The following is a 21,157-nucleotide window of genomic DNA, read 5'->3' as shown; positions in this document are numbered from 1 at the left end:
CCGCCTGCCCGCGCGCTCGCGCGTGCGGCTGGCCATCCGCCCTCGCGGAAGGACGACAGACCATCATGCCCATTCCCCGCCTGCCGGCACTCGGCCGCAGGTCCCTCATCCTGGGCGGCGCGGCCGCTTTGGCGGCGCCCGCCGTCGCCCGGGCCGCCGACAGCTCCGCCCCCGGCGGCAGCACCATCCGGCTCGTCGCGCGCCCGGGGCGCGCGGCCCTCGCCGGCCCGCCCCACCCCGAGACCGCGGTCTGGGGCTACGACGGCCGGGTCCCCGGCCCCGAGATCCGGGTCCGCCAGGGCGACCGGCTGCGCGTCGTGCTGGAGAACCGCCTGCCCCAGGAGACCACGATCCACTGGCACGGGCTGCGGGTGCCCAACGCCATGGACGGCGTGCCGCACCTGACCCAGCCCCCGATCGCACCGGGAGGGATCTTCGCCTACGAGTTCGAGGCCACGGACGCCGGCACCTACTGGTACCACCCCCACGTCCGGAGCCTCGAGCAGGTCGGGCGGGGTCTCTACGGCCCGCTCGTCGTCGAGGAGCGCGAACCGCCGCCCACGATCGACCGCGACGTCACCTGGGTGCTCGACGACTGGCGGCTGCTGGAGGACGCGCAGATCGCGGGCGGCTTCGGCAACGCCATGGAGGCCGGCATGACGGGCCGCATCGGCAACACCGTCACGGTGAACGGCCGCGTCCCGGAAGGGGGCTTCGCTGTGCGGTCCGGCGAGCGGCTGCGGCTGCGGCTGGTCAACGCCGCCAACGCGCGCATCTTCGGTCTGGTCTTCGAAGGGCACGAGCCCGTGGTCGTCGCCCTCGACGGCCAGCCGGTCGCGCCGCACGCGCCCGAGGACGGGCGCGTCGTGGTCGGGCCCGGGATGCGCGTGGACCTGGTGCTCGACATGACCGGCCAGCCGGGGGCACGCGCCCGCGTGCTCGACACCTACTATGCCAGGCTCGAGTACAAGCTGCTCGAGATCGCCTACGGGGCGGAGCCGCTGCGCGATCGTCCGCCCACGGCGCCGATCGCCACCCTGCCCGCCAACCCGGTCCCCGAGCCGGACCTCGCGCGGGCCGAGCGGCATGCGGTGGTGCTCGGCGGCGGGATGATGAACCACCTCGAGGGCGCGCTTGTGGACGGGCGCTGGCTGGACGCGCGCGAGATGATGCGCCGAGACCTGACCTGGACGGTCAACGGGACCGCGGCGGCGCCCGGCGGCCATGTGCACGATCCGCTGGTGGTGCTGCGCCGCAACGCCTCCTACCTGCTGGCGATCCGCAACGAGACGGCCTGGCCGCACCCGATGCACCTGCACGGGCACTCCTTCCGGGTGGTCGCCCGCAACGGCGTCCCGACCCGCCACCGCGAGTGGCAGGACACCGTCCTGATCCCGCGGCGCGAGAGCGCCGAGATCGCCTTCGTCGCCGACAATCCCGGCGACTGGATGTTCCACTGCCACGTCCTCGAGCACCAGGCCGCGGGGATGATGGGCCTGGTCCGCGTGGCCTGACCGAAACCCAGACAGAGGATAACCAGCGAATGATGCCCACCACCCGCCGCGCCACCTTCCGCGCCGTCCTGGCGGCCACCGCCGCCGCCGTCCCGCTGACCCGGCCCGTCCGCGCGACCGCCGCCCAGCCCCCGGCCGCGGCGCGGGAGGCCACGCTCTTCAAGAACCCGAACTGCGACTGCTGCGAGGGCTACGCAGCCTACCTGCGCCAGAACGGCTACCAGGTGCGGGTCGTGCCGAGCCACGACCTCGCACTGATCAGCCGACAGCAGCAGGTGCCACAGGAGCTCGAGGGCTGCCACATCACGATGGTGGACGGGTACACCGTCGTGGGCCACGTGCCGGTCGGGCCGCTCGACCGGCTGCTCGCCGAGCGCCCGGACGTCCGCGGCATCTCGCTGCCCGGCATGCCGATGGGCTCCCCGGGCATGAGCGGCCCGAAGGTCGAGCCCTTCACCATCTACACGATCCCGCGCGACGCGGCGGCGGAGCCCGCGGTCTATGCGGTCGAGTAGCGCCGCCGAGGGCCGGGCGCGGCCATTCAACACCGGGAGACGCCGACGATGTGCGCCATGATGGGTGGCGGGACGATGGGGACCGCGATGATGTGGAGCATGGGGCTGGTCGGGCTCCTGCTTCTCGCCCTGCTCGCCCTCGCGATCGCCGCCCTTGCCAAGTACGTGTTCGGGCGGCGCGGATGACCAGAGACCGCGCACTCGCGCTCGGCGCGGCTGCGCTCGCCATGGCAGTGGCGATCGGCGTCGGTGCGGCGGCGCTCGGGTTCGGCTGGTTCGGACCGTCGGCGCCGGCCACCGCCGACACGAGCGACCCTGCGCAGGTCGCGCTTGGCCGGCGCGTCTACGCCGAGCACTGCGCGTCCTGCCACGGGGCAAACCTTGAGGGGCAGCCGAACTGGCAGGCGCGCCGACCCGACGGGCGCCTGCCGGCACCGCCCCACGACGCCACCGGGCACACCTGGCACCACCCGGACGCGCAGCTGATCGAGCTGACGCGGAAGGGCCTGACCGGAATCCTGCCCGGCTACGAGAGCGACATGCCCGCCTTTGAGGGCGTGCTGACGGAGGCCGAGATCGCGGCCGTGATCGCCTTCATCAAGAGCACCTGGCCGCCGGACATACGTCGCCGGCGCGAGGAGCGCCTGGGCGCGGCGGCCGGCCGCTCCTGACACCACCCGACGTCCACCCCTGGCCCTCACCAAGGAGATCGACCATGCAGACAACAGCGACCAACACTCCTTCCCCTTCCTCGTCCGCGGGCTGCTGCGGCGCCGCGTCGTCCTCCGGACGGTGGTTCGCCAACCGCAAGATCCTACTCACCGCCGTGGTGGTCGTGGCGCTGGGCGGCGCGGCGGCATTCGGCGGCTGGGGCTGGCTGGTGGCCGCCGGCCTCGCCCCGCTTCTGCTGAGCGTGCTGCCCTGCCTCGTGATGTGCGGCGTCGGCCTCTGCATGATGCGTAAGGGGGCGGGCGGCGGGACCGCCAACGCGTCCGCGGACGGGGCGGCGACCGCGGCGGCGCCTATCCACCGCCGGGAAGGGGGCGTGGCGTGAGGCGGCGGCGCACGGTCCTCCTCGCCTTGGGCGCGGCGCTTCCGGCCGCCGCCTTCCTGCCCCTGCCGCCGCGGCCGGCCGGGGCCCACTCGATGAAGGAGGTCGAAGGCCGGCTGCACGACCGCGAGCAGTTCTTCCAGCCCTTCGAGGCGCGCCCCGCGCCGGACTTCGCGCTGCAGGACGCCGAAGGGCGGCCGGTCGGCCTCGCCGACCTGCGCGGCAAGGTAGTGGTGCTCCACTTCATCTACGCAGCCTGCCCGGACGCCTGCCCACTGCACGCCGACCTGATCGCGCGCATCCAAGAGATGGTGAACCTCACCCCTATGCGCGAGCAGGTGCGCTTCGTCACCATCACCACGGACCCCGAGCGGGACACGCCCGAGGTGATGCGGGGCTACGGCGAGGCGCATGGGCTCGACCCCGCCAATTGGACCTTCCTGACGAGCGGGGCGGAGCTGCCGGAGGACGGCCGGCGGCTGGCCGAGGCCTACGGCCTGCGCTTTGTGCCGACGCCCGACGGCATGCAGATGCACGCCGTGGTCACGCATGTGATCGACCGCGAGGGCCGGCTCAGGGCGAGGTTCCACGGGCTCGACTTCGACCCGACGAACCTCGTCCTGTACCTGAACGCGCTGACCCACGACGAGGACGGCGACGCCCAAGCCCCACCACCGCCCCGGCCGGCTCCACCGCAGGGCCTCTGGGGGCGGCTGCGGAGCCTGCTATGACCGCCATCGGACGGCCGCAGCGATGCGCGCTGGCGACGGTGGCGCATCTGGCCGCCCGGGGTGCCGCCGGACGCGGTTCAGCCGCAGCAGCCGCCGCCGCGACGGCGCTCGTCCGCCGGCAGGTCGGGCCATTCGTCCTCGCCCTGCGGCAGGATCCGGGCGGTGTAGCCGGCGGCCTCGACGGCCGCGGCGAGGTCCTCGGGGCGCGCGGAGCCCTCGACCACCGCGCGGCTGCGCGCGAGGTCCACGACGGCCCGCTCGACGCCGGCGGCGCCGGCGAGCGCGCGTTCGACGGTGCGCGCGCAGCTGCCGCAGGTCATGCCCTCGACCGAAAGGGCAGTCCGGCGGGTCCGGGTGTCATCGCTTGTGCTGGTGCTCATCGGTGCCTCGCGTCTGGTGTCGCTGTCTGCGGCCCAGGTGAAGCCGCGGCGCACGCCCTTCAAGGCGACGGCCGCAATCGACGCCGACGGCGGGGTCACGCGCCCGCGACCGCCGGAGGACGGCGCTGCGCATGCTGAGCATCGACCTCTCCCCGCTTGGCCTGACGCTGGCCTTCGGTGCGGGGCTCGTCTCCTTCCTCTCGCCCTGCGTGCTGCCGCTGGTGCCGGGCTACCTGGCCTGGGTCGCCGGTACCGACCTCGCCGGGGCGCAGGCGCGGCGCGGCCGGACGTTCCGCCTTGGCCTGTTCTTCGTGCTTGGCTTCGGCGCGGTGTTCGTCGCGCTCGGCGCGGGCGCGACCGGCCTCTCCGGCCTGCTGCGGCGCTGGAGCGCCGAGGCGGCGGTTGCGGGCGGGGCGCTGGTGCTGGCGATGGGCCTCGTGCAGATGGGCCTGCTCCGCCTGCCCGTGCCGCTGCTGCGCGACCTGCGCTGGCGGCCGGCGCTCGAGGGCGGCACGCCCGGCCAGGCGGCGCTGGTGGGCGTGGCCTTCGGCTTTGGCTGGACGCCCTGCATCGGGCCCGTGCTCGCTGCCGTGCTCACGGCCGCGGCGGCGGCCCGCGGCGCGGCGGATGGCGTCGCGCTGCTCGCGGCCTACGCCGCCGGGCTCGGCGTGCCGTTCCTGCTCGCCGCGCTCTACCTTCCCGCGCTGCTGGTCCGCGCGAGGCGCGCCGCGCGCCTCGGCATGTGGCTCCAACGCGGGGCCGGCGCGGCGATGGCCGTGATGGGCGTGGCGATGATCACCGGCGACCTGACCCGGTTCGGGGCCTGGATGCTGCGGACCTTCCCGACGCTGGCGCTGATCGGATGAGTTCGCGCCGTGCGCAGCCTTCGATCGGACCTGGGCACTCAGGCGGCGGCTTGGGGCGGACTGGAGGGGCGACAGAATAGGGCTCGCTGCGCGCGGCCCAGCCGGCCCGGAAGCGAGCAGACCGACGGAGGAAGAACATGGCTCAATCCGAGATGCCACATGCGGCAGCGCCCCCGGGCTCCGACGACGGCCATGGCGGCGCCAGGCGCCGCGATTTCCTGAAACTCGTGACGGGGTCCTTCGCGGTGGTGGGCGTCGGGGCCATCGTCTGGCCCTTCATCCACTCCATGAACCCGTCGCGGGACGTGCTGGCGCTCTCCACCACCGAGGTGGACCTGGCGCCGATCGCCGTCGGCCAAGCGGTCACGGTGGTCTGGCGCGGCAAGCCGGTCTTCGTGCGGCACCGCACGCCGGAGGAGATCCGGGTGGCGCGCGCGACGTCGCTCTCGGAGCTGAAGGACCCGCAGCCGGACCAGGCGCGGGTGATCCGCGATCCGTGGCTCGTGATGGTGGGCATCTGCACCCACCTCGGCTGCGTGCCGCTGGGGCAGAAGGTGACCGACCCGCGCGGCGAGTTCGGCGGCTGGTTCTGTCCCTGCCACGGCAGTCACTACGACACATCCGGCCGCATCCGGAAGGGTCCGGCGCCCACCAACCTGGTGGTGCCGCCCTACGCCTTCACGTCCGACACCCAGATCCGCATCGGCTGAGAAGTGCACCACACCGGCCCGTCGCGCCAGAAAAGCCGGCCTGCGCTTCAGGGAGGCCACCCATCCGCGCCGAGCCCGCCAGTGGCGGGCTCGGCGACGGCGTGCGAGCGGCCACAGGTCGCCGCCTTGACCTTCCCACGGTGGGAATCACCACCTCAGGCCCGGTGACCCAGACCGCGGAGAAAGCCCATGGCCCCTGAAGCAAACCTCGCGATCCGCAACGGCCTGCCGCCCGCCGCGCTTTCCTTGCCGGTCGAGGGCATGACCTGCGCCTCCTGCGTGCGCCGCGTCGAGAAGGCGCTCGCTGCGGTGCCCGGCGTGGCGCAGGCCGCCGTCAACCTGGCTACCGGGCGGGCCGAGCTGCGCCTCGAGGGCGCGCCGGACCTGCCGGCGCTGGCGACCGCGGTCGAGCGGCTGGGCTACGCGGTGCCGGAGGAGACGACCGACCTCTCTGTCGAGGGCATGACCTGCGCATCCTGCGTTGGGCGCATCGAGCGCGCGTTGCGCGCGGTGCCCGGGGTGCGGGAAGCCTCGGTCAACCTTGCCACCGGGCGCGCCGTGGTCCGCCACGTCGGCGGCCTGGATCCCGCCGCGCTCGAGACGGCGGTCGGCCGCGCCGGCTACGCGGCCCGGCGCGCTGCCCTCGAGGCCGCCGCGGCCCGCGAGGAGCGTGAGCGCGAGGGCCGGGAGCGCGAGCAGCGCTCCCTCGGGCGCGCCACGCTGTTCGCGGGCCTGCTGACGGTGCCGGTCCTGGCGATCGAGATGGGTGGGGAGCTGGTGCCGGCGGTGCACGGCCTGGTGGAGGCCACCATCGGGATGCGGGCCTCCTGGTATCTGCAGTTTGTCCTCGCCACGCTCGTGGTGTTCGGCCCCGGGTTGCGCTTCCACCGCAACGGCTGGCCCAACCTGCTGCGCGGCACGCCGGACATGAATTCGCTGGTCGCGCTTGGCACCGGTGCCGCCTGGGCCTACTCGGCGGTGGCCACCTTCGCGCCCGCGCTGCTGCCGGCCGACGCCCGCCACGTCTACTACGAAGCCGCGGCGGTGATCGCCACGCTGATCCTGCTCGGCCGGTACCTGGAGGCACGCAGCAAGGGCCGCACGTCCGAGGCGATCAGGCGCCTGATGGGGCTGCAGGCCAAGACCGCGCGCGTCGAGCGCGGGGGCGAGGCGCTGGAGATCCCTGTCGGCGAGGTCCGGGCCGGTGACGTCGTGCTGGTGCGCCCCGGCGAGCGCGTGCCGGTGGACGGCGAGGTGCTCGACGGCGCCTCCTTCGTGGACGAGAGCATGGTCACCGGCGAGCCGGTGCCGGTGCGCAAGGAGGCCGGCGCGCGGGTGGTCGGCGGCACCGTCAACAAGGCCGGCGCCTTCCGCTTCCGCGCGACCGCCGTCGGCGCCGACACGGTGCTGGCGCAGATCGTCCGCATGGTGGAGGCGGCGCAGGGCGCGAAGCTGCCGATCCAGGCGCTGGTGGACCGGGTGACGATGTGGTTCGTGCCCGTGGTCATGGCGGTCGCGGCCGCCGCCTTCGGGATCTGGCTGGCGTTCGGGCCGGACCCGGCGCTGACCTTCGCGCTGGTGAACGCCGTGGCGGTGCTGATCATCGCCTGCCCCTGCGCCATGGGCCTGGCCACGCCGACCTCGATCATGGTCGGCACCGGACGCGCCGCCGAGACGGGCGTGCTGTTCCGCAGGGGCGAGGCGCTGCAGAGCCTCCGTGACGCCGCGGTGGTCGCGGTGGACAAGACCGGCACCCTGACCAAGGGCCGGCCCGAGCTGACCGACCTGATCCCCGCCCCGGGCTTCGAGGCGGACAAGGTGCTGGCGCTGGTCGCGGCCGTAGAGGCACGCTCCGAGCACCCGGTGGCCGAGGCGATCGCCGAGGCGGCGCGCCGACGCGGGCTGTCCCTGGACGAGGCCGAGGCCTTCGAGGCGGTGCCGGGCTACGGCGTGGCCGCGACCGTGGCAGGGCGGCGGGTGGAGGTCGGGGCGGACCGCTACATGGCCCGGCTCGGCCACGACGTGGCCGCCTCCGCCGAAGCCGCGGTGCGCCTCGGGGACGAGGGCAAGACGCCGCTCTACGCCGCGGTGGACGGCCGCCTCGCCGCGGCGATCGCGGTCGCCGACCCGATCAAGGAGACGACTCCCGCGGCGGTGGAGGCGCTGCACCGCCTTGGCCTGAAGGTCGCCATGGTCACCGGCGACAACCGCCGCACGGCGGAAGCGATCGCGCGGCGTCTCGGCATCGACGAGGTGGCGGCGGAAGTGCTGCCGGACGGCAAGGTCGCCGTGATCGAGCGCCTGAAGGACGGCGGGCGCCGGAAGGTCGCCTTCGTCGGCGACGGCATCAACGACGCCCCGGCGCTCGCGGCGGCGGACGTCGGACTGGCCGTCGGCACCGGTACGGACATCGCCATCGAGAGCGCCGACGTGGTGCTGATGTCGGGCGACCTGCGGGGCGTGCCGAATGCGATCGCCCTGTCACAGGCGACGATGCGCAACATCCGGCAGAACCTGTTCTGGGCCTTCGCCTACAACGTGGCCCTGATCCCGGTGGCGGCCGGCGTGCTCTATCCGGCCTTCGGCCTGCTGCTCTCCCCGGTGCTGGCGGCCGCGGCCATGGGCCTGTCCAGCGTCTTCGTGCTGAGCAACGCGCTGCGCCTGCGCGCCTTCCGCCCGCCCATGGTGGCGAGCGCGGCCACCTCCGAGCCGATGCCGCCCGTCGGCGCGGGCGAAGCCCACGGCGCACCGGGCGGCGTTCCGGCGTGACCGCGGCGGCAAAGGGGAGCGGGCCGTGAACATCGGCGAGGCCTCCGCGGCATCCGGCGTGTCGGCCAAGATGATCCGCCATTATGAAAGCATCGGCCTCGTCCCGGCGGCGGACCGCACCGAGGCCGGATACCGCGTCTACGGCGAGGCCGAGGTGCGCACGCTGCGCTTCGTGCGCCACGCCCGGGACCTCGGCCTCCCGTTGGACGAAATCGGCGAGATCCTCGGGCTGTGGCGCAACCCGAATCGCACGGGGAGCGAGGTGAAGAGGTTGGCGCTCGAGCGCGTGGCGGCGCTGGAGGCGAAGGCGGCGGCCCTCCGGGCCGTGGCCGCCGCGCTGCACGACTTGGCTGAGGCGTGTGACTGCGGCCGCCGGCCCGGTCATCCCGACTGCTCGCCCCCCGACGAACGGGCAGCCGCGCCGCCGCGCCGCGGTGGGGGAGGCGGACGATCGACCGTGGCACGCGGCGACCGCCGCCGGCGGGAACGGGCTGGCCGCCCGGGACAGCCTTGAGGGCGGTTGGGATGCCGCCGGGTGCAAGCCGCGAGCGGGGTCCCGGCACCTGGCCCGCAGGCCCGCCGCATGCCCGCACCGCTACAATGCACGGCACGCGCGGGTCGGACGCCATCGCGGGCTACGGAAGCACTTCAGCGCACCTCGATTTCCGCCGGGCCGACCTCGCCGTTTCGCATCGTGCAGGTGACCGGTGCGTGCGCCTCCGCCCAGCGGACGAGCTCGACCAGCCTGTCGCTCGAAATCCCCTCCGCGCCGATCCTCACCCGTGTCCTGATGTTGGTCATCGCGGCCGACACGGTCTCGTCGAGGCCCAGCATGCCTCGCGCGTCGCCCTCGCCGGACACGCTCACCTCCAAGAGGTCGAGTGAGACGCCCAGCTGGGCTGCGCGCATGGCGACCACGGTCGCGGTGCAGGATGCGAGCGCGGCCCGCAGGAGCCAGCCCGGACTGGGCGCAGAGGCGCGCCCGCCCATCGCGGGCGGCATGTCGGTGCGGAGCTCGCCCACGGGGCCGGCGATCCGGCAGGCGACCCCGCCCTCCAGGACCGCGGTCACGGCCGGCCCGGCGCTCTTCGCCTTCGCCGGATCCTCGGAGAGGATCGTCGCGGTCTTCTCGAGGGCGCCTCGAATCGACACTGTCGACACGGTACTTCCTCCATCTGGCATCTGGGCGGCCGGGGCGGCGCAGCCGGCCACCATGGCCGGATCTCCGGCGCTTCGCCCGGCCCGGTGTGGCGGCCCCGTGGACCACACACCTCCGGTCATCGCAGCTCGACGCCGGCCGCCACCTCCCGCCAGCGCGGCAGGAACATCGGCACGCGCCTTCGGTAGTCACGGTACGCCTCGCCGAACTTCTCGACGAGCCGGGCCTCCTCCCGCCGGGCGAGACGGACGTACAACCAGACGATGAACGGGGCGAGCGCCAGAGTCGGGATCGTCGGCCAGTGCACGAGCTGCCCGAGGACCGCGAGGAAGATGCCCGTGTACTGCGGATGGCGGACCACCGAGTAGACGCCGTCCTGGACGAGGTGGCCGCCCGCGAAGTGGACCCTGGCCCAACCCTTGGCGATCAGCACGACGCCCGCCATGACGAACGCATAGCCGAGCATCATCTCGGCAACGGTGCCCACGCGGCCGTAGCCCAGGAGCGTGGCCCAGAGATGCCCGCTGTAGTGGACCAGCGGGATCTCGATCCCGAGCAGGCCCGTCAGCACGTATATGGTAAGCGGGAACCCGTACATCTCCGCGTAGAGCGCGATGATGAAGGCTTGCGTCAATCCCGCGCCGGCCCAATCCCGCCAGCTCGCCGGCGCCAGGAAATGGTAGAGGGCCCACGACGCCACCACCACCATGAGGACTGCGTAGGGCCAGAGACCCACCCATTCCTGGTATCCGTCGGCCATCCGTACCTCCTCCCGTCGCCCGAACTGAGCGGGGGCGTGCGCCGACAGCGCACGCTCCCGTCGGAACCACGCCGCCCGCTACTCCTGCTGGCGGGCGCCCATGAACTGCAGCAGCAGCATAAAAAGGTTGATGAAGTTCAGGTACAGCCCCAGCGCGTCCATCACGCTGCGCTTCGCCGCAAGCTCCGTCCCCTCGGCGTAGGCGTGCTCGACGTAGTCCGCCTTGATGCGCTGGGTATCCCAGGCCGTCAGGCCGAGGAACACGACCACGCCGATGATGCTGATCGCAAACTGCAGCGCCGTGGAGCCGATGAACATGTTCACCAGGCTCGCAATGACGATGCCGATCAGGCCCATCATCATGAAGCTGCCCATCCGCGTCAGGTCGGCCTTGGTCGTGTACCCGTAGAGGCTCATGCCGCCGAACATCGCCGCGGCGACGAAGAAGGCGCGCGCGACCGAGGCGCCGGTGAAGGTCAGGAAGATGTGCGAGATGCTCGCGCCCATCACCGCCGCGAAGGCCCAGAACAGCGCCTGCGCCGTCGTCTTGGACAGCCGGTTGATGCCGAAGCTCAGCACCAGCACGAAGGCCAGCGGCGCGAACATGGCAATGTAGGCCAGGATCGTCGGCTGGACCGCGGCGCCGCGCGGCGTCATGACGCGCTGGTAGAACAGCGCCTGGAGCTCAGGGGTGTTGGCGATCAGGTACGCGACGACGCCGGTGAGCAGCAGCCCCGAGGCCATCCAGTTGTAGACCCGGAGCATGTACGCCCGGAGCCCGGCATCGACGGCGGCTGCGTCGGCGGTTGCCGTGCGACCCCAGCTTGGCGCACCCGTCGTGTATCGCTGGTCGGGTTGAAGGGCCATGGCTCGTGGAACTCCTCTCCTGGGGATACTTCCACCGTCCTTCGGTGGAGAGTGGGTTGGGGATACGCCCGTCGCCTTCGATGCGGGACGTCGGGAGCCGGAACGAGCGGGATCGAGGCGGGGCGCCCGATTTGGGACGCCCGCTCCGTTCGTCCTGGATCGCCGCCACCTTCGCCCCGGCAGGTGCCGACGCGGTGAACGGAGACCGCAAAAGCGGGCGGCGGACCGGTGCGCCGGCTTCCGCCGAAGGGGCGTCTGGCTTCCCGTCTCGAGGCCACGCGAAGTCCTCCTCTTGGCCGCTGCGCGGCATGCGCGCGACGTCTACCGCGCCTCATCGGCGCGCCACCCGGCCTTCGGCCGGCATGGGCGCGCCGGCGCGTTGCGCCGCCGGCCGCGCCGCGGCCGAGAGGTTGCGCGCGGTGTTCGCCAGGGCGAGGTGGCTGAAGGCCTGCGGGAAGTTGCCGAGCTGGCGCCCCGCGCGCGGGTCGTACTCCTCGGCGAGCAGCCCGACGTCGTTGCGCAACGCGAGCAGCCGCTCGAACAGCGCCCGCGCCTCCGCGCGGCGGCCGAGCAGGGCGAGGGCGTCGGCGTACCAGAAGCTGCAGGCGAGGAAGGCGCCCTCGCCGGGCGGCAGCCCGTCCGCCGCCTCCGCGGTGTCGTAGCGCAGCACCAGGCCGTCCGCCATCAGCCGCCGCCCGACCGCCTCCACGGTGCCGCGAACGCGCGGGTCGCCGGGCGGCAGGAATCCCACCTGCGGAATCAGCAGCAGGCTCGCGTCGAGCGTCCCGGAGCCGTAGGACTGGACGAAGCTGTTCAGGCCCGGATCGAAGCCCCGTCGGCAGACCTCCTCGTGGATGGTCCGCCGCAGCGCGCGCCAGCGCTCGACCGGGCCCTCCAGCCCGAACTCCTCCACTCCGCGCACGGCACGGTCAAGCGCCACCCAGGCCATGACCTTCGAGTGGACGAAGTGCCGTCGGCCGCCGCGCACCTCCCAGATGCCCTCGTCCGGCCGGTCCCACACGGCGGCGACCCGCTCGGTCAGCGCCCGCTCCAGCGCCCAGCCGGCCGCGCTCGGCGCCAGGCCTGCGCGGCGCCCCTGATGGAGTGCGTCCGCCACCTCGCCGTAGACGTCGAGCTGGAACTGGGCGTGGGCGGCGTTCCCAACGCGCACCGGGCGCGAGCCCTCATAGCCCGGCAGCCAGTCCAGCTCCCGCTCGCCCAGGTACCGCTCGCCAGCCAAGCCGTACATGATCTGCGTCTGCGAGGGGCTCCCCGCCGCCGCGCGCAGCAGCCATTCGCGCCAGTCGCGCGCCTCCTCGAGGTAGCCCGCGTCGATCAGGGAGATCAGCGCGAGGGTTGCGTCGCGCAGCCAGCAGAAGCGGTAGTCCCAGTTGCGCGGCCCGCCGATCCACTCGGGCAGGGAGGTGGTCGGCGCGGCGACGATCCCGCCCGTGGGGGCGTAGGTCAGCGCCTTGAGGGTGATGTGCGAGCGCAGCACCGCCTCGTGCCAGTCGCCGGTGTGCCCGCAGCGCGCCGACCATCCGGTCCAGAATGCCTCCGTCTCCGCGAGGGCGGTGTCGGGATCTGCGGGCGGGGGGGCGGGCAGGTGCGAGGGGCCGTAGGTGAGGACGAAGGGCACGACCTGCCCCGCCTGCACCGCGAACTCGCCCCGGGTGGCCAGGCCCTCGCCGCGCAGCGGCACCGGCGTGTGCAGCTCGACCATGTCCGGACCGGCGATCGCGCGCAGGCCGGGCTCTCCCTCCGGCAGCCGCGTCACCCAGGGCACGTCGGCGCCGTAGCCGAAGCGCAGCGCCAGCTCGGTGCGCATCGCCACCCGCCCGCGGCGGCCAAGGACGAGGCGGACCAGGTCGGAGGCCTGCCCGCGCAGCGGCATGAAGTCGACGAGTGCCACGGCGCCCTCCACCGTCTCGAACTCGGTCTCCAGGACCAGCGTGCCGGGGCGGTAGCGGCGCGTCACGCGCGGGGCGGGGTCGGACGGCGCCACCAGCCACCGGCCATGCTCGGGCCCTCCGAGCAGCGCGGCGAAGCAGGCGGGGCTGTCGAAGCGCGGCCAGCACAGCCAGTCGATCGAGCCGTCGCGCGCCACCAGCGCCGCCGTCTCGCAATCGCCGATCAGGGCGTAGTCCTCGATCCGCAGGGCCAAGGCCCGTCCCCCCCGGTCAGCCGTTGTCGCGGAAGGCGGGGTAGAGCGTCATGCCGCCGTCCACGTAGAGGGTCGTGCCGACCACGTAGTCGGAAGCGTCGGAGGCCAGCCAGACAGCCGCCTCCGCCACGTCCTCGGGCTCGCCAATGCGGCCGTAGGGAATCAGCGCCAGCAGCTTCGCCTCGGCCTCGGGTGTCGCCCAGGCCTCGCGGTTGATGGGTGTACGGATCGCGCCGGGAGAGATTGCGTTCACGCGGATCCGCTTCTCCGCCAGCTCCTGCGCCAGGGTCTTCACGAGCAGCGCGACGCCGCCCTTGGAGGCGGCGTAGTTCGCGTGGCCCGCCCAGGGGATCACGTCGTGCACCGAGCTCATGCAGACGATCTTGCCCGCCGTGCGCGAGGGGCCATCGGGCGTCACGCCCTGCGCCAGGAAGATTCGCACCGCTTCCCGCGCACAGAGGAACTGGCCCGTGAGGTTGACGTCGATGACGCGGCGCCACTGCGTGGCCGTCATCTCCGCGATGGGCGCGTCCTGCTGAAGGCCGGAATTGGCGACGAGGATGTCGAGCCGGCCGAAGGCGTCGAGGGCGGCGCGGAACATCGCCTGCACCTGCGCCTCGTCCGAGACATCGGCGCCGAGCGCGACCGCCTCGCCGCCCTCGCGGCAGATCTCCTCCACGATGGCCTCCGCCGCATCGCGGCCGGAGCGGTAGTTGATCCCCACCGCGGCGCCGGCCCGCGCGAAGGCGCGGGCGATGCCCGCGCCGATGCCGGAGCTGGCGCCGGTGACGATGGCCTTTTGCCCGCGCAAGGGCCAGTGCGCCTCGGTCATGCCCGCTGTCTCCCTCCGGCCCTAGACCACGTAGCGGTCCCAGCCCGCGTAATGCTCGCTGGTGCGCCTGCCGCGCGGCAGGCTCAAGGCGACGAGCGCGAGCCCCATGGCGACACTCGCCCAGGCCGCGACGGGCGAGGCCACGCCGTCCAGCAGCCAGGGCGCGGCCGCGAGCCAGGCGCCGAACAGGGCGTTGACCAGGCGCAGCGGCCGCGCAACCTCCGCCGTGGCGATGATCGCCACCGTGATGGCGAGCGCCCCCACCACGTGATCGCTGTTGGCCATCGACCCCGACGTGCCGAAGACCAACCGGGTGAGCATGAGGAACGCGCCGATCGCGATCGAGACAGCAAGCGTCCAGGGCAGCGTGATGCCGCGCGTCGTGTCCGCCCAGAAGGCAGGCCAGCTGGCGAGGGCGTCCGAGGTGTCCTCCTGTCCGCCATCGACCGCGTCGCCCTTGAAGAAGGTGCGGAGTAGCGGCTTGCCCCGGCAATGCGACCAGTAGAGGAACTGGCCCATCGCGATCACCTCGTCCAGCGCGAACGGGATCATGATCAGCATCGCGAGCGCCGCGATGAGCGCCGGCGTGCTCCAGGTCCCGATCATGATCGGTTGGATGATGATGAAGTAGATGCTCACCACCCCGAGCGGGATCACCAGGATGCCGAAGAAGGTCACCATCCAGGGCATCGTGCGCCAGCGAGCGCGGGTGCCCATCACCGCCATCAGGATCTCGAGCATGTAGCTGACTGCCCCGAGCCCGGCGTCCGGGATCGGCCAGGCCTTCGAGACGGAGGAGGTGATGATCTCCGCCGTGCCGTTCCTGGGGTCGGCCGGGTCGCCCGCGAAGAAGGGTTCCCAGACGAAATCGACGTGCCCGAGCTGATAGGCCGTGAGCATCCTGGAGATGAGAAGGCCGATGAGGCCCATCGCTGCGATCGGCAGCCGCTGCGCCCCGGTCGAGGGGCAGTAGGTCCAGCCCGGTGGGATGACCTTGGGGTCCATCATGCCGGCCATGCTCATGCCCGGCATCATCGGCACAAGGACCGCGAAGGCGATCACGAGCGCGCCGACGAGCAGATCGTTGTTGTACTGGGCGGCGCTCGGGCTCCAGAGGAGAAGAGGCGCGAACAGGAGCCAGATCCCGATGCCGGCGTTGGCCCACTGCGCGAACCAGGCCGTGCGCTTCGGGAGCGACAGGGCGCCGAACAGGGCGATCAGCAGTCCACTCGCGACGTCGCTGGCCATGAGCGCGGCGGCCCGCCATTCGACCGAGGGCAGGCCGCGCTCCTGCGTGACCGCGCGCACCGCGGCGCCGACGGTCTCCTCCGTCACCGCGTCGTAGACGAGCGGGCTGGCGGCGAGCCAGAGGCCGAGGCCGATATTGGCGAAGTGTGCCCAGCGGGTGCGCCGGGCATCCGCCTCCATCGCCGCCATGTGGTCATGCCCGCCCATGCCCGCCATCGCGCCGTGCCCGGCATCCGCCTTGCCAGCGTGACCCATGGCAGCATGATCCATGGTGGCGTGGTCCATGGGGCCGCCCCGGGCCGCGGCGGGCGAGCCCTCGGCCTCGGTCGTCTCCGGCGCACCCGGCGACGGCCGCTGGCCATACCAGGCGACGAGCGCGGGGTTCAGCTTGTTCGCCTTGTACCAGCCGACCGGGTCGCGCTTCAGTGCTGCGACTATCCTGGGCAGCGTGTCACGCAGGGAACGCTTCGGCTCCCAGCCAAGCAGGCTGCGCGCCCGCGAGATGTCGAGGATGTAGTGATCGCTCGACTGCTCGACCATCCAGGGCTTGACGAACTCGTCCCCGCCCAGCACCTCGTTCTGGAGCCACACGCCCGCCAGCGCCAGGGTCTTGGGCACCCGGACGGTAGTCCAGTCCTCGCCGTGCAGCGTCTCGCCGATGATGTTCTGCACCTCTGCGTAGCCAAGCGCTTCCGGCTCGCCGACGAGGAGCGGCAGCTCGGGGGGGAGGTCGCGGCGGCGCTCAATGAGGCGGGCGATGACGTCGGTCAGGTCATCGCGGTGGAGGAAGGACTGCCCGGCGCAGAGCATCCCGGGGTAGACGTGAGCGGCGAGCCTGTGCTCGTAGATGCGCGCCACCTGCTCGGCGATGAACGGCGAGTGGCCGAGATCGTCGTAGACGCCGGCGATCCGCAGGAACACGACGGGCACCTGGCCGTGTCGCTCCCGCAGCAGCGCCTCGGTGCGTACCTTCGACTCCGGGTAAGCCCAGGATGGCTCGATCCGAGAGGCCTCGTTGATCCTCTCGTCCGGCCGGTCCGTCGGCTTGTGGACGAGCATCGTGCTCGCGTAGATGAACTGCTCGACCTCGAAGGCCTGGAGGGCGTCGATGAGCCGGCGCGTGCCCTCGACGGTGATCTTGTCGTAGAGCGGGTTGGGTTCGCCCGAGACGTCGTAGTAGGCGGCGAGGTGCACGACCGACGCGATGCGGGTGCCGAAGCGGCGCCGCACCTCCTCGAGCGCCGCTTTCACGCCCTCATCCGAGCCCAGGTCGAAGTCGACGGCGTGGGCCGGTGCGGGCGGGTCGGGCGGCCCGGCCCGGTCGAGGCCCACAAGGGCCAAGCCCGAGTCGGCGAGCCTGCCGATCAGCGCCGACCCGATGAAGCCGCTGCTGCCGGTTATGAGGACGGGCCCGCTCTGGGGCGAAGAACCTGGCATGCGAGAATTCTCCCCGGGACGCCTGCCGATGCCACCGACGATCCGGCGCCATGCGGGCTCCGCCCCTCCTCGATCGGTGGCGCTCATCGAAGATCCTCCTTGAGCAGCTCCGTGTTGATCGCGAAGGCGGCCATCGCGCCCTCGGCCGCCGCGACCACGGCGAGCTGCACGCGGCGGGACGCATCGCCCGCGACGTAGAGGCCCGGGACGCCGGTGGTTTCATACCTGCCGGTCTCGACGTCGCCCCGCGGGGTCAGCATGCAGCCGAGCCTCTGGGCGAGGTCGCTGGCCTGGCGCTCGGCGGAGGCGAAAAAGAAAGCGCGGCGCGCGAGCGCCCCGCCGGTCTCGAAGCGGACACGCTCCAGCACGCCGTCGCGGCCCTCAAGGCGGGCGATGCGCTCCTCGCGCAGGCCGATCCCGTTGTGAGCCAGTCGGTCGAGGTTGTCCGGCGGGAGCAGGGCCGGCCCGTCGGTGCACAGCACGAGGTCCCGGCTCCAGGCCGTCAGCTCGAGGGCGAGCCTCTGGCCGTTCGCCCCACGGCCGTAGACTGCAAGCGGTTGATCGCGGTGCTCCCAGCCGTCGCAGTACGGACAGTGGAACACGCTCCGGCCGTACAGCTCCCTGAGCCCCTCGACGTCCGGCAGGGAGTCCACGACGCCGGTCGCCAGCAGCAGTTTGCGTGAAGCCTCGCTACGGGCGCGGCCGCCGTCGCCATCCAGGGTCACCTCGAAGCCCCCGCCGGTGCGGCGGCTGACGTCGGTCGCCTCGGCGTCCCGGACCTCCACGCTGTCATAGGTGCCGAGCTGTTCGCGCCCGCGCCGGCGCAGCTCCTCAGGAGGCGTCCCGTCCCGGGTGAGAAAGCCGTTGAGGTGCCGGGAGGGCGCGCTACGCGGCCGCCCGGCGTCGCACAGGAGCACGCGCCGGCGGCAGCGCCCGAGTATCAGGGCCGCGCTCAGGCCGGCCGGCCCCCCGCCCACGATGATGACGTCGTACATGGCCGCTCCCATGCTCAGCTGCGACCGGCCTCGGGCAACGATGTCCCCATGCGGCGGTCCGGGCCGCCGCCTCAGGCGGTCCCAACCATGCCTCGGCAGCTCTCAGCGCAGCGACGGCACGCCTCGGCGCAGCGCCGCATCTCCTCGTGCTGGCCGAGGCGGTCGCAGTCGTCGGCGCACTGCGCGCAGATCTCGGCGCACTCACGGCAGAGGTGCGCATGATGCGGGGAGCGCCGGGCCATGAAGTCGGCAGTGACCACGCAGATCTGCGCGCAGTCCGTCAGGAGCCGGATGTGGTCCTCCCGCGCGTGCTCGCCGCCGGTGCGCAGGCAGAAGGCGACGGTCTGGAGACAGATCTGGTGGCAATCCAGGCACTCGGCGATACAGCGCTGCATCCCGGCGTCCGTCGCCTGGGAGATGGTGGTCTGGCCGCTCATGACTGGTGTCCTTCCTGGGTGGTGCCCTGTCGCGCTTAGACGCTCGCCTGCCACCCGCCGCCGCGGCACGGCGGCGGGTGGAGCGGCGACGGCTCAGCCGCGCTGCTGGCCCGGCGCGGGCGTGGCGGGGCCGGAGCCGCCCTGGCCCCGGTTCATCCCCTCCATCATCCGGTTGCAGTTCTCCATCATCCGGTTCATCTGGGCCGGGTCCATCTGGCCCATCATGTTCATCATCCCCATCATGCCGCCCATGCCACCCATCATCCCCTGACTGGGCTGGCCCTGCCCGGGCTGCGCCTGCGGGGCGCCGCCCGGAGGCGGGGTGGTGGTGCCCTGCTGGGCGAAGGCGCCCTGGGCGGCGAGGAAGCCGCCGAGCAGGGCGGCGGCGGCGAAGAACGCGGTGTGCTTGCGAGTCATGCTGTGTGTTCCTTTGTCGTGGTCGTGGGAGTGGTGCCGGACGGCGGCGCCGTCAGGCGTCTTGGCGCGACGGGCGCGCCTCCGGCCCGGGAGCGTTGGCCTTTGAGTGGCAGGGCTTGCCGTCCTTGCCGCCCATCATGCACATGCCGAACGCGCACATCGCCGCGCAGGGCAGCAGCGAGAGCACGAGAGGCGCGAGCCCGAAGGCCACGAGCCAGGGCCAACCGAGCGCGAGGCCCGCGCCGACCAGGGCAAAAACCCCGAGCATCACCGCCCGGCGGCCGCGCAGCCACGAGGGCAGGCGGTCGGCGAGACGGCGGCGGTCCGGCGCGGTCGCGCCGGTCGGAGTGGGCAAAGTGAGAGTGTCCATGTCTTTCCTTCCCGTTCGTCAGTCCCGGCGGCGGCCAAGCCACCGCCCGGGCGGGGTGGGGTTGGTGTTCCCCGGTCCCCGTGAGCGTCTCTCGCGCAGCGGCGGCGGTGCGGGCCGCCAACAGCGGCACCGTGCCTCCGGCTAGGCCGCGGCGCAGGGATCAGGCGCGCCGCCCCGAAGGCGGGCACACCCGCGCGTCAGACGGAGCGGATGGGAGGGAAGAGGTGGGGCTCGATCGTCCGGCCGAGGAGGACGGAGTGCGCCACCGGAATCCAGATCCTGGGCGGCGATAGCACGAAAGGAGCCTGCGTCACCGGGCTGGGGAGCGCCGCAGCGGCGCACCCGATCGCGGCGGCGGGGCAGGCAGGCTGCCCTTGCCTCGGCGTGGCCGGATCGCAGGGGACGCCCCCCATGGCGGTCTCGCCCATCAGGGCACCACAGTCCGGCATCCCCAACGGCGCGAAGGGGGCAGCCATCGCCGGCACCGCGCCGAGAAGCGCGAAGACCGTCAGGACGACCGTGACCCGTCTGAGGATCGCTGCCCACATGACCGCTAGAATGGTCCGGGCCCGCCGGAGTTTCAATCGCGGACGCATCCATCGCCTCGCCTCCCCCGGCAAACAGCCAGGAGCAGTACGCGTGGACGCAAGATCACACGCCGCTTACGGCGCTCTTCGTCCCGGGGCCCGTCCCCCGCTGGCCGCCGGAGGGCAGGCGCCGAACGCCGTGCCACCGCGTGCCGAGGCCGGTGAAGACAGGGCACAGCACGGGGCTGCGGTAGAGGGCATTGTCGCACGCTCGGCTACACCGTTCGTGGTGCCTGGGATTCCGGCAAAACACTCCTCCGCCTAGACCAGTTTGGCTCCACACCGCGCCGCTGGTCCTTGTCGGCTCGCAGCCGACCGGCAGCCGCCGCCGCTGTGAGCACCACGCACACCCGCTGAGGATAGGCGGGCCGCTCGCCCCTTGATTCAACCGTGGTTCGTCGCCATCCTAGGCTCGATGCGGGTCCCGCTCTTCCGACGCCTAGTCGTGGTCTTCTCCGTGCTGGCGTTCCTGCTGGCCGGTTTCGCCACGACCTCGGTCGCGGCGAACGCGCCGTGCGGCATGGACATGGCTGCTGCAGCGGCTGCCGACGGTGCCCCTTGTGACGGCGGTAGCATGCCGGACGATCCCGAAAAGGTGCCAAGCGTGTCGGTGTGCTTTGCCAAGTGCCCCGTCCCGCTCCTCGACCGAGCTGCCGCGCCGCTCGCCCTGGCATACGTCGAGTCTCCCGTGCAGGCGCTTCGCCTTTATCCCGTGCGGGCCGGCATCGGCATCCTTCCCCCGCTCGAACCCCCTCGCGCCTGAGCCTACTCGGCCGCTGAAGGCCGAGGCCGGTCTCGGTCGCGCCGTGTAGGCGTGATTCCGGCCGGCTCCGCGGCATAGCCCCCGCGCGTTCAAAGCGCGCGGCCGGCCATGTCACCTGCTCGCCGTCTGTCGGCGGCTTGCTGGGCTCAAGACGTGAGGACCAACACAATGGCTATCTGGAGGATGTCCGCCCGCTCGGCCGTGCTGGCCGCGGCGATGGCGCTGACGCCCGTTGCCGGCGCTCTCGCCGCGGGCGCACAGGACTACGAGTTCCGGCTGGTGACGGCCGAGGTGAGGCAGGGCGCGGGCGCGGTCCTGGCGGTCCGGCTCGTCCACAAGCCGTCCGGCCGCGCCGTGCCGGACGCGGTGATCTACGCCACGCGCCTCGACATGTCGCCCGAGAGCATGCCGACCATGACCATGCCGGTCACGCCGGTGCCGGGTGCCGACGAGCCTGGCGTCTACCGCTTCCGCGCCGACCTGGTGATGGCCGGGGGCTGGGCGCTGACGCTTGCGGCCAAGGTGCAGGGCGAGGAGGGCACGGTGCAGAACCGCCTCGTCCTCCGCGCGGTCCAGTAGGAGGGC

23 protein-coding genes are annotated in these 21,157 nt (G+C 72.8%); 12 read left to right on the top strand and 11 right to left on the bottom strand.

Annotation, left to right across the window (positions count from 1 at the left end; all coding sequences use genetic code 11):
* Positions 1–65 precede the first annotated feature (65 nt).
* The 6 genes from LHA35_RS15345 to LHA35_RS15320 all read left to right on the top strand — a co-directional run bounded on the left by LHA35_RS15345 (position 66) and on the right by LHA35_RS15320 (position 3,811).
* On the top strand, positions 66–1,514 hold the full coding sequence (locus tag LHA35_RS15345; protein ID WP_226609404.1) for a multicopper oxidase family protein: 1,449 nt from the start codon (positions 66–68) through the stop codon (positions 1,512–1,514).
* A 29-nt stretch (positions 1,515–1,543) separates the two neighbouring features.
* Complete coding sequence (locus LHA35_RS15340; RefSeq protein ID WP_226609402.1) at positions 1,544–2,029, top strand: DUF411 domain-containing protein; 486 nt, start codon at positions 1,544–1,546, stop codon at positions 2,027–2,029.
* Between the two features lie 48 nt (positions 2,030–2,077).
* Entirely contained in the window at positions 2,078–2,215 is a 138-nt protein-coding gene (locus LHA35_RS15335) for a hypothetical protein (protein WP_226609399.1), read from the top strand.
* On the top strand, positions 2,212–2,700 hold the full coding sequence (locus LHA35_RS15330) for a c-type cytochrome (protein ID WP_226609396.1): 489 nt from the start codon (positions 2,212–2,214) through the stop codon (positions 2,698–2,700). The genes LHA35_RS15335 and LHA35_RS15330 overlap by 4 nt, the downstream gene beginning before the upstream one ends.
* A 44-nt stretch (positions 2,701–2,744) precedes the next feature.
* On the top strand, positions 2,745–3,083 hold the full coding sequence (locus tag LHA35_RS15325) for a hypothetical protein (protein WP_226609393.1): 339 nt from the start codon (positions 2,745–2,747) through the stop codon (positions 3,081–3,083).
* A 92-nt stretch (positions 3,084–3,175) separates the two neighbouring features.
* Positions 3,176–3,811, top strand: coding sequence for an SCO family protein (locus tag LHA35_RS15320; RefSeq protein WP_226609391.1), 636 nt, complete (start codon positions 3,176–3,178; stop codon positions 3,809–3,811).
* A gap of 77 nt (positions 3,812–3,888) precedes the next feature.
* Here the strand turns inward: LHA35_RS15320 and LHA35_RS15315 are convergent, their stop codons facing one another.
* Positions 3,889–4,290: a heavy-metal-associated domain-containing protein gene (locus LHA35_RS15315; RefSeq protein ID WP_226609388.1), complete on the bottom strand. Its 402-nt coding sequence runs from the start codon at positions 4,288–4,290 to the stop codon at positions 3,889–3,891.
* Positions 4,291–4,322: 32 nt separating this feature from the next.
* Between LHA35_RS15315 and LHA35_RS15310 the strand changes: the two genes are divergently transcribed.
* The 4 genes from LHA35_RS15310 (at position 4,323) to LHA35_RS15295 (ending at position 9,050) form a co-directional block, all read left to right on the top strand.
* Positions 4,323–5,057, top strand: coding sequence for a cytochrome c biogenesis CcdA family protein (locus tag LHA35_RS15310; protein WP_226609385.1), 735 nt, complete (start codon positions 4,323–4,325; stop codon positions 5,055–5,057).
* 137 nt (positions 5,058–5,194) lie between these two features.
* Positions 5,195–5,767, top strand: a complete 573-nt coding sequence (gene petA, locus LHA35_RS15305; RefSeq protein ID WP_226609383.1) for a ubiquinol-cytochrome c reductase iron-sulfur subunit — start codon at positions 5,195–5,197, stop codon at positions 5,765–5,767.
* Positions 5,768–5,956: 189 nt separating this feature from the next.
* Complete coding sequence (locus LHA35_RS15300; protein ID WP_226609380.1) at positions 5,957–8,536, top strand: heavy metal translocating P-type ATPase; 2,580 nt, start codon at positions 5,957–5,959, stop codon at positions 8,534–8,536.
* 25 nt (positions 8,537–8,561) lie between these two features.
* Positions 8,562–9,050, top strand: coding sequence for a MerR family DNA-binding protein (locus tag LHA35_RS15295; protein ID WP_226609377.1), 489 nt, complete (start codon positions 8,562–8,564; stop codon positions 9,048–9,050).
* 134 nt (positions 9,051–9,184) lie between these two features.
* Here the strand turns inward: LHA35_RS15295 and LHA35_RS15290 are convergent, their stop codons facing one another.
* The 10 genes from LHA35_RS15290 to LHA35_RS15245 all read right to left on the bottom strand — a co-directional run bounded on the left by LHA35_RS15290 (position 9,185) and on the right by LHA35_RS15245 (position 19,222).
* Entirely contained in the window at positions 9,185–9,697 is a 513-nt protein-coding gene (locus tag LHA35_RS15290) for an OsmC family protein (RefSeq protein WP_226609375.1), read from the bottom strand.
* Between the two features lie 116 nt (positions 9,698–9,813).
* Positions 9,814–10,455: a methyltransferase family protein gene (locus LHA35_RS15285; protein ID WP_226609372.1), complete on the bottom strand. Its 642-nt coding sequence runs from the start codon at positions 10,453–10,455 to the stop codon at positions 9,814–9,816.
* A 78-nt stretch (positions 10,456–10,533) separates the two neighbouring features.
* Positions 10,534–11,322 (bottom strand): Bax inhibitor-1/YccA family protein, encoded by a 789-nt coding sequence (locus LHA35_RS15280; RefSeq protein ID WP_226609370.1) that lies wholly within the window; start codon positions 11,320–11,322, stop codon positions 10,534–10,536.
* A gap of 331 nt (positions 11,323–11,653) precedes the next feature.
* Positions 11,654–13,486, bottom strand: a complete 1,833-nt coding sequence (locus LHA35_RS15275) for a glycoside hydrolase family 15 protein (protein WP_226609368.1) — start codon at positions 13,484–13,486, stop codon at positions 11,654–11,656.
* 16 nt (positions 13,487–13,502) lie between these two features.
* On the bottom strand, positions 13,503–14,318 hold the full coding sequence (locus LHA35_RS15270; protein WP_226609365.1) for an SDR family oxidoreductase: 816 nt from the start codon (positions 14,316–14,318) through the stop codon (positions 13,503–13,505).
* 21 nt (positions 14,319–14,339) lie between these two features.
* Entirely contained in the window at positions 14,340–17,090 is a 2,751-nt protein-coding gene (locus LHA35_RS15265; protein WP_226609362.1) for an NAD-dependent epimerase/dehydratase family protein, read from the bottom strand.
* The gene (locus LHA35_RS15260; protein WP_226609359.1) at positions 17,087–17,998 is read right to left on the bottom strand and encodes an NAD(P)/FAD-dependent oxidoreductase; all 912 of its coding nucleotides are present in this window, start codon (positions 17,996–17,998) and stop codon (positions 17,087–17,089) included. The genes LHA35_RS15265 and LHA35_RS15260 overlap by 4 nt, the downstream gene beginning before the upstream one ends.
* 71 nt (positions 17,999–18,069) lie before the next feature.
* Complete coding sequence (locus LHA35_RS15255) at positions 18,070–18,435, bottom strand: four-helix bundle copper-binding protein (RefSeq protein WP_226609357.1); 366 nt, start codon at positions 18,433–18,435, stop codon at positions 18,070–18,072.
* A 93-nt stretch (positions 18,436–18,528) separates the two neighbouring features.
* Complete coding sequence (locus LHA35_RS15250; RefSeq protein ID WP_226609354.1) at positions 18,529–18,852, bottom strand: hypothetical protein; 324 nt, start codon at positions 18,850–18,852, stop codon at positions 18,529–18,531.
* Positions 18,853–18,904: 52 nt separating this feature from the next.
* On the bottom strand, positions 18,905–19,222 hold the full coding sequence (locus tag LHA35_RS15245) for a hypothetical protein (protein WP_226609350.1): 318 nt from the start codon (positions 19,220–19,222) through the stop codon (positions 18,905–18,907).
* Between the two features lie 1,002 nt (positions 19,223–20,224).
* On the opposite strand from LHA35_RS15245, the gene LHA35_RS15240 reads away from it, so the two are divergent.
* Positions 20,225–20,572: a hypothetical protein gene (locus LHA35_RS15240; protein WP_226609347.1), complete on the top strand. Its 348-nt coding sequence runs from the start codon at positions 20,225–20,227 to the stop codon at positions 20,570–20,572.
* A 168-nt stretch (positions 20,573–20,740) separates the two neighbouring features.
* Positions 20,741–21,151, top strand: a complete 411-nt coding sequence (locus LHA35_RS15235) for a FixH family protein (protein WP_226609344.1) — start codon at positions 20,741–20,743, stop codon at positions 21,149–21,151.
* Positions 21,152–21,157 lie beyond the last annotated feature (6 nt).

Source organism: Roseicella aerolata (genome assembly GCF_020523605.1).
Lineage (GTDB): Bacteria > Pseudomonadota > Alphaproteobacteria > Acetobacterales > Acetobacteraceae > Paracraurococcus > Paracraurococcus aerolatus.
The sequence above is the reverse complement of the archived record's forward strand: the minus strand, read 5'-3'. Positions and strand labels throughout refer to the sequence as shown.

Excerpts from the sequence above, each read along its gene's own strand:
- LHA35_RS15345 (WP_226609404.1), top strand. The coding sequence starts at position 66 with ATGCCCATTCCCCGCCTGCCGGCACTCGGCCGCAGGTCCCTCATCCTG.
- LHA35_RS15340 (WP_226609402.1), top strand. The coding sequence starts at position 1,544 with ATGATGCCCACCACCCGCCGCGCCACCTTCCGCGCCGTCCTGGCGGCC.
- LHA35_RS15335 (WP_226609399.1), top strand. The coding sequence starts at position 2,078 with ATGTGCGCCATGATGGGTGGCGGGACGATGGGGACCGCGATGATGTGG.
- LHA35_RS15330 (WP_226609396.1), top strand. The coding sequence starts at position 2,212 with ATGACCAGAGACCGCGCACTCGCGCTCGGCGCGGCTGCGCTCGCCATG.
- LHA35_RS15325 (WP_226609393.1), top strand. The coding sequence starts at position 2,745 with ATGCAGACAACAGCGACCAACACTCCTTCCCCTTCCTCGTCCGCGGGC.
- LHA35_RS15320 (WP_226609391.1), top strand. The coding sequence starts at position 3,176 with ATGAAGGAGGTCGAAGGCCGGCTGCACGACCGCGAGCAGTTCTTCCAG.
- LHA35_RS15310 (WP_226609385.1), top strand. The coding sequence starts at position 4,323 with ATGCTGAGCATCGACCTCTCCCCGCTTGGCCTGACGCTGGCCTTCGGT.
- petA (WP_226609383.1), top strand. The coding sequence starts at position 5,195 with ATGGCTCAATCCGAGATGCCACATGCGGCAGCGCCCCCGGGCTCCGAC.
- LHA35_RS15300 (WP_226609380.1), top strand. The coding sequence starts at position 5,957 with ATGGCCCCTGAAGCAAACCTCGCGATCCGCAACGGCCTGCCGCCCGCC.
- LHA35_RS15285 (WP_226609372.1), bottom strand. The coding sequence starts at position 10,455 with ATGGCCGACGGATACCAGGAATGGGTGGGTCTCTGGCCCTACGCAGTC.
- LHA35_RS15280 (WP_226609370.1), bottom strand. The coding sequence starts at position 11,322 with ATGGCCCTTCAACCCGACCAGCGATACACGACGGGTGCGCCAAGCTGG.
- LHA35_RS15270 (WP_226609365.1), bottom strand. The coding sequence starts at position 14,318 with ATGACCGAGGCGCACTGGCCCTTGCGCGGGCAAAAGGCCATCGTCACC.
- LHA35_RS15265 (WP_226609362.1), bottom strand. The coding sequence starts at position 17,090 with ATGAGCGCCACCGATCGAGGAGGGGCGGAGCCCGCATGGCGCCGGATC.
- LHA35_RS15260 (WP_226609359.1), bottom strand. The coding sequence starts at position 17,998 with ATGTACGACGTCATCATCGTGGGCGGGGGGCCGGCCGGCCTGAGCGCG.
- LHA35_RS15255 (WP_226609357.1), bottom strand. The coding sequence starts at position 18,435 with ATGAGCGGCCAGACCACCATCTCCCAGGCGACGGACGCCGGGATGCAG.
- LHA35_RS15250 (WP_226609354.1), bottom strand. The coding sequence starts at position 18,852 with ATGACTCGCAAGCACACCGCGTTCTTCGCCGCCGCCGCCCTGCTCGGC.
- LHA35_RS15245 (WP_226609350.1), bottom strand. The coding sequence starts at position 19,222 with ATGGACACTCTCACTTTGCCCACTCCGACCGGCGCGACCGCGCCGGAC.
- LHA35_RS15240 (WP_226609347.1), top strand. The coding sequence starts at position 20,225 with ATGCGGGTCCCGCTCTTCCGACGCCTAGTCGTGGTCTTCTCCGTGCTG.
- LHA35_RS15235 (WP_226609344.1), top strand. The coding sequence starts at position 20,741 with ATGGCTATCTGGAGGATGTCCGCCCGCTCGGCCGTGCTGGCCGCGGCG.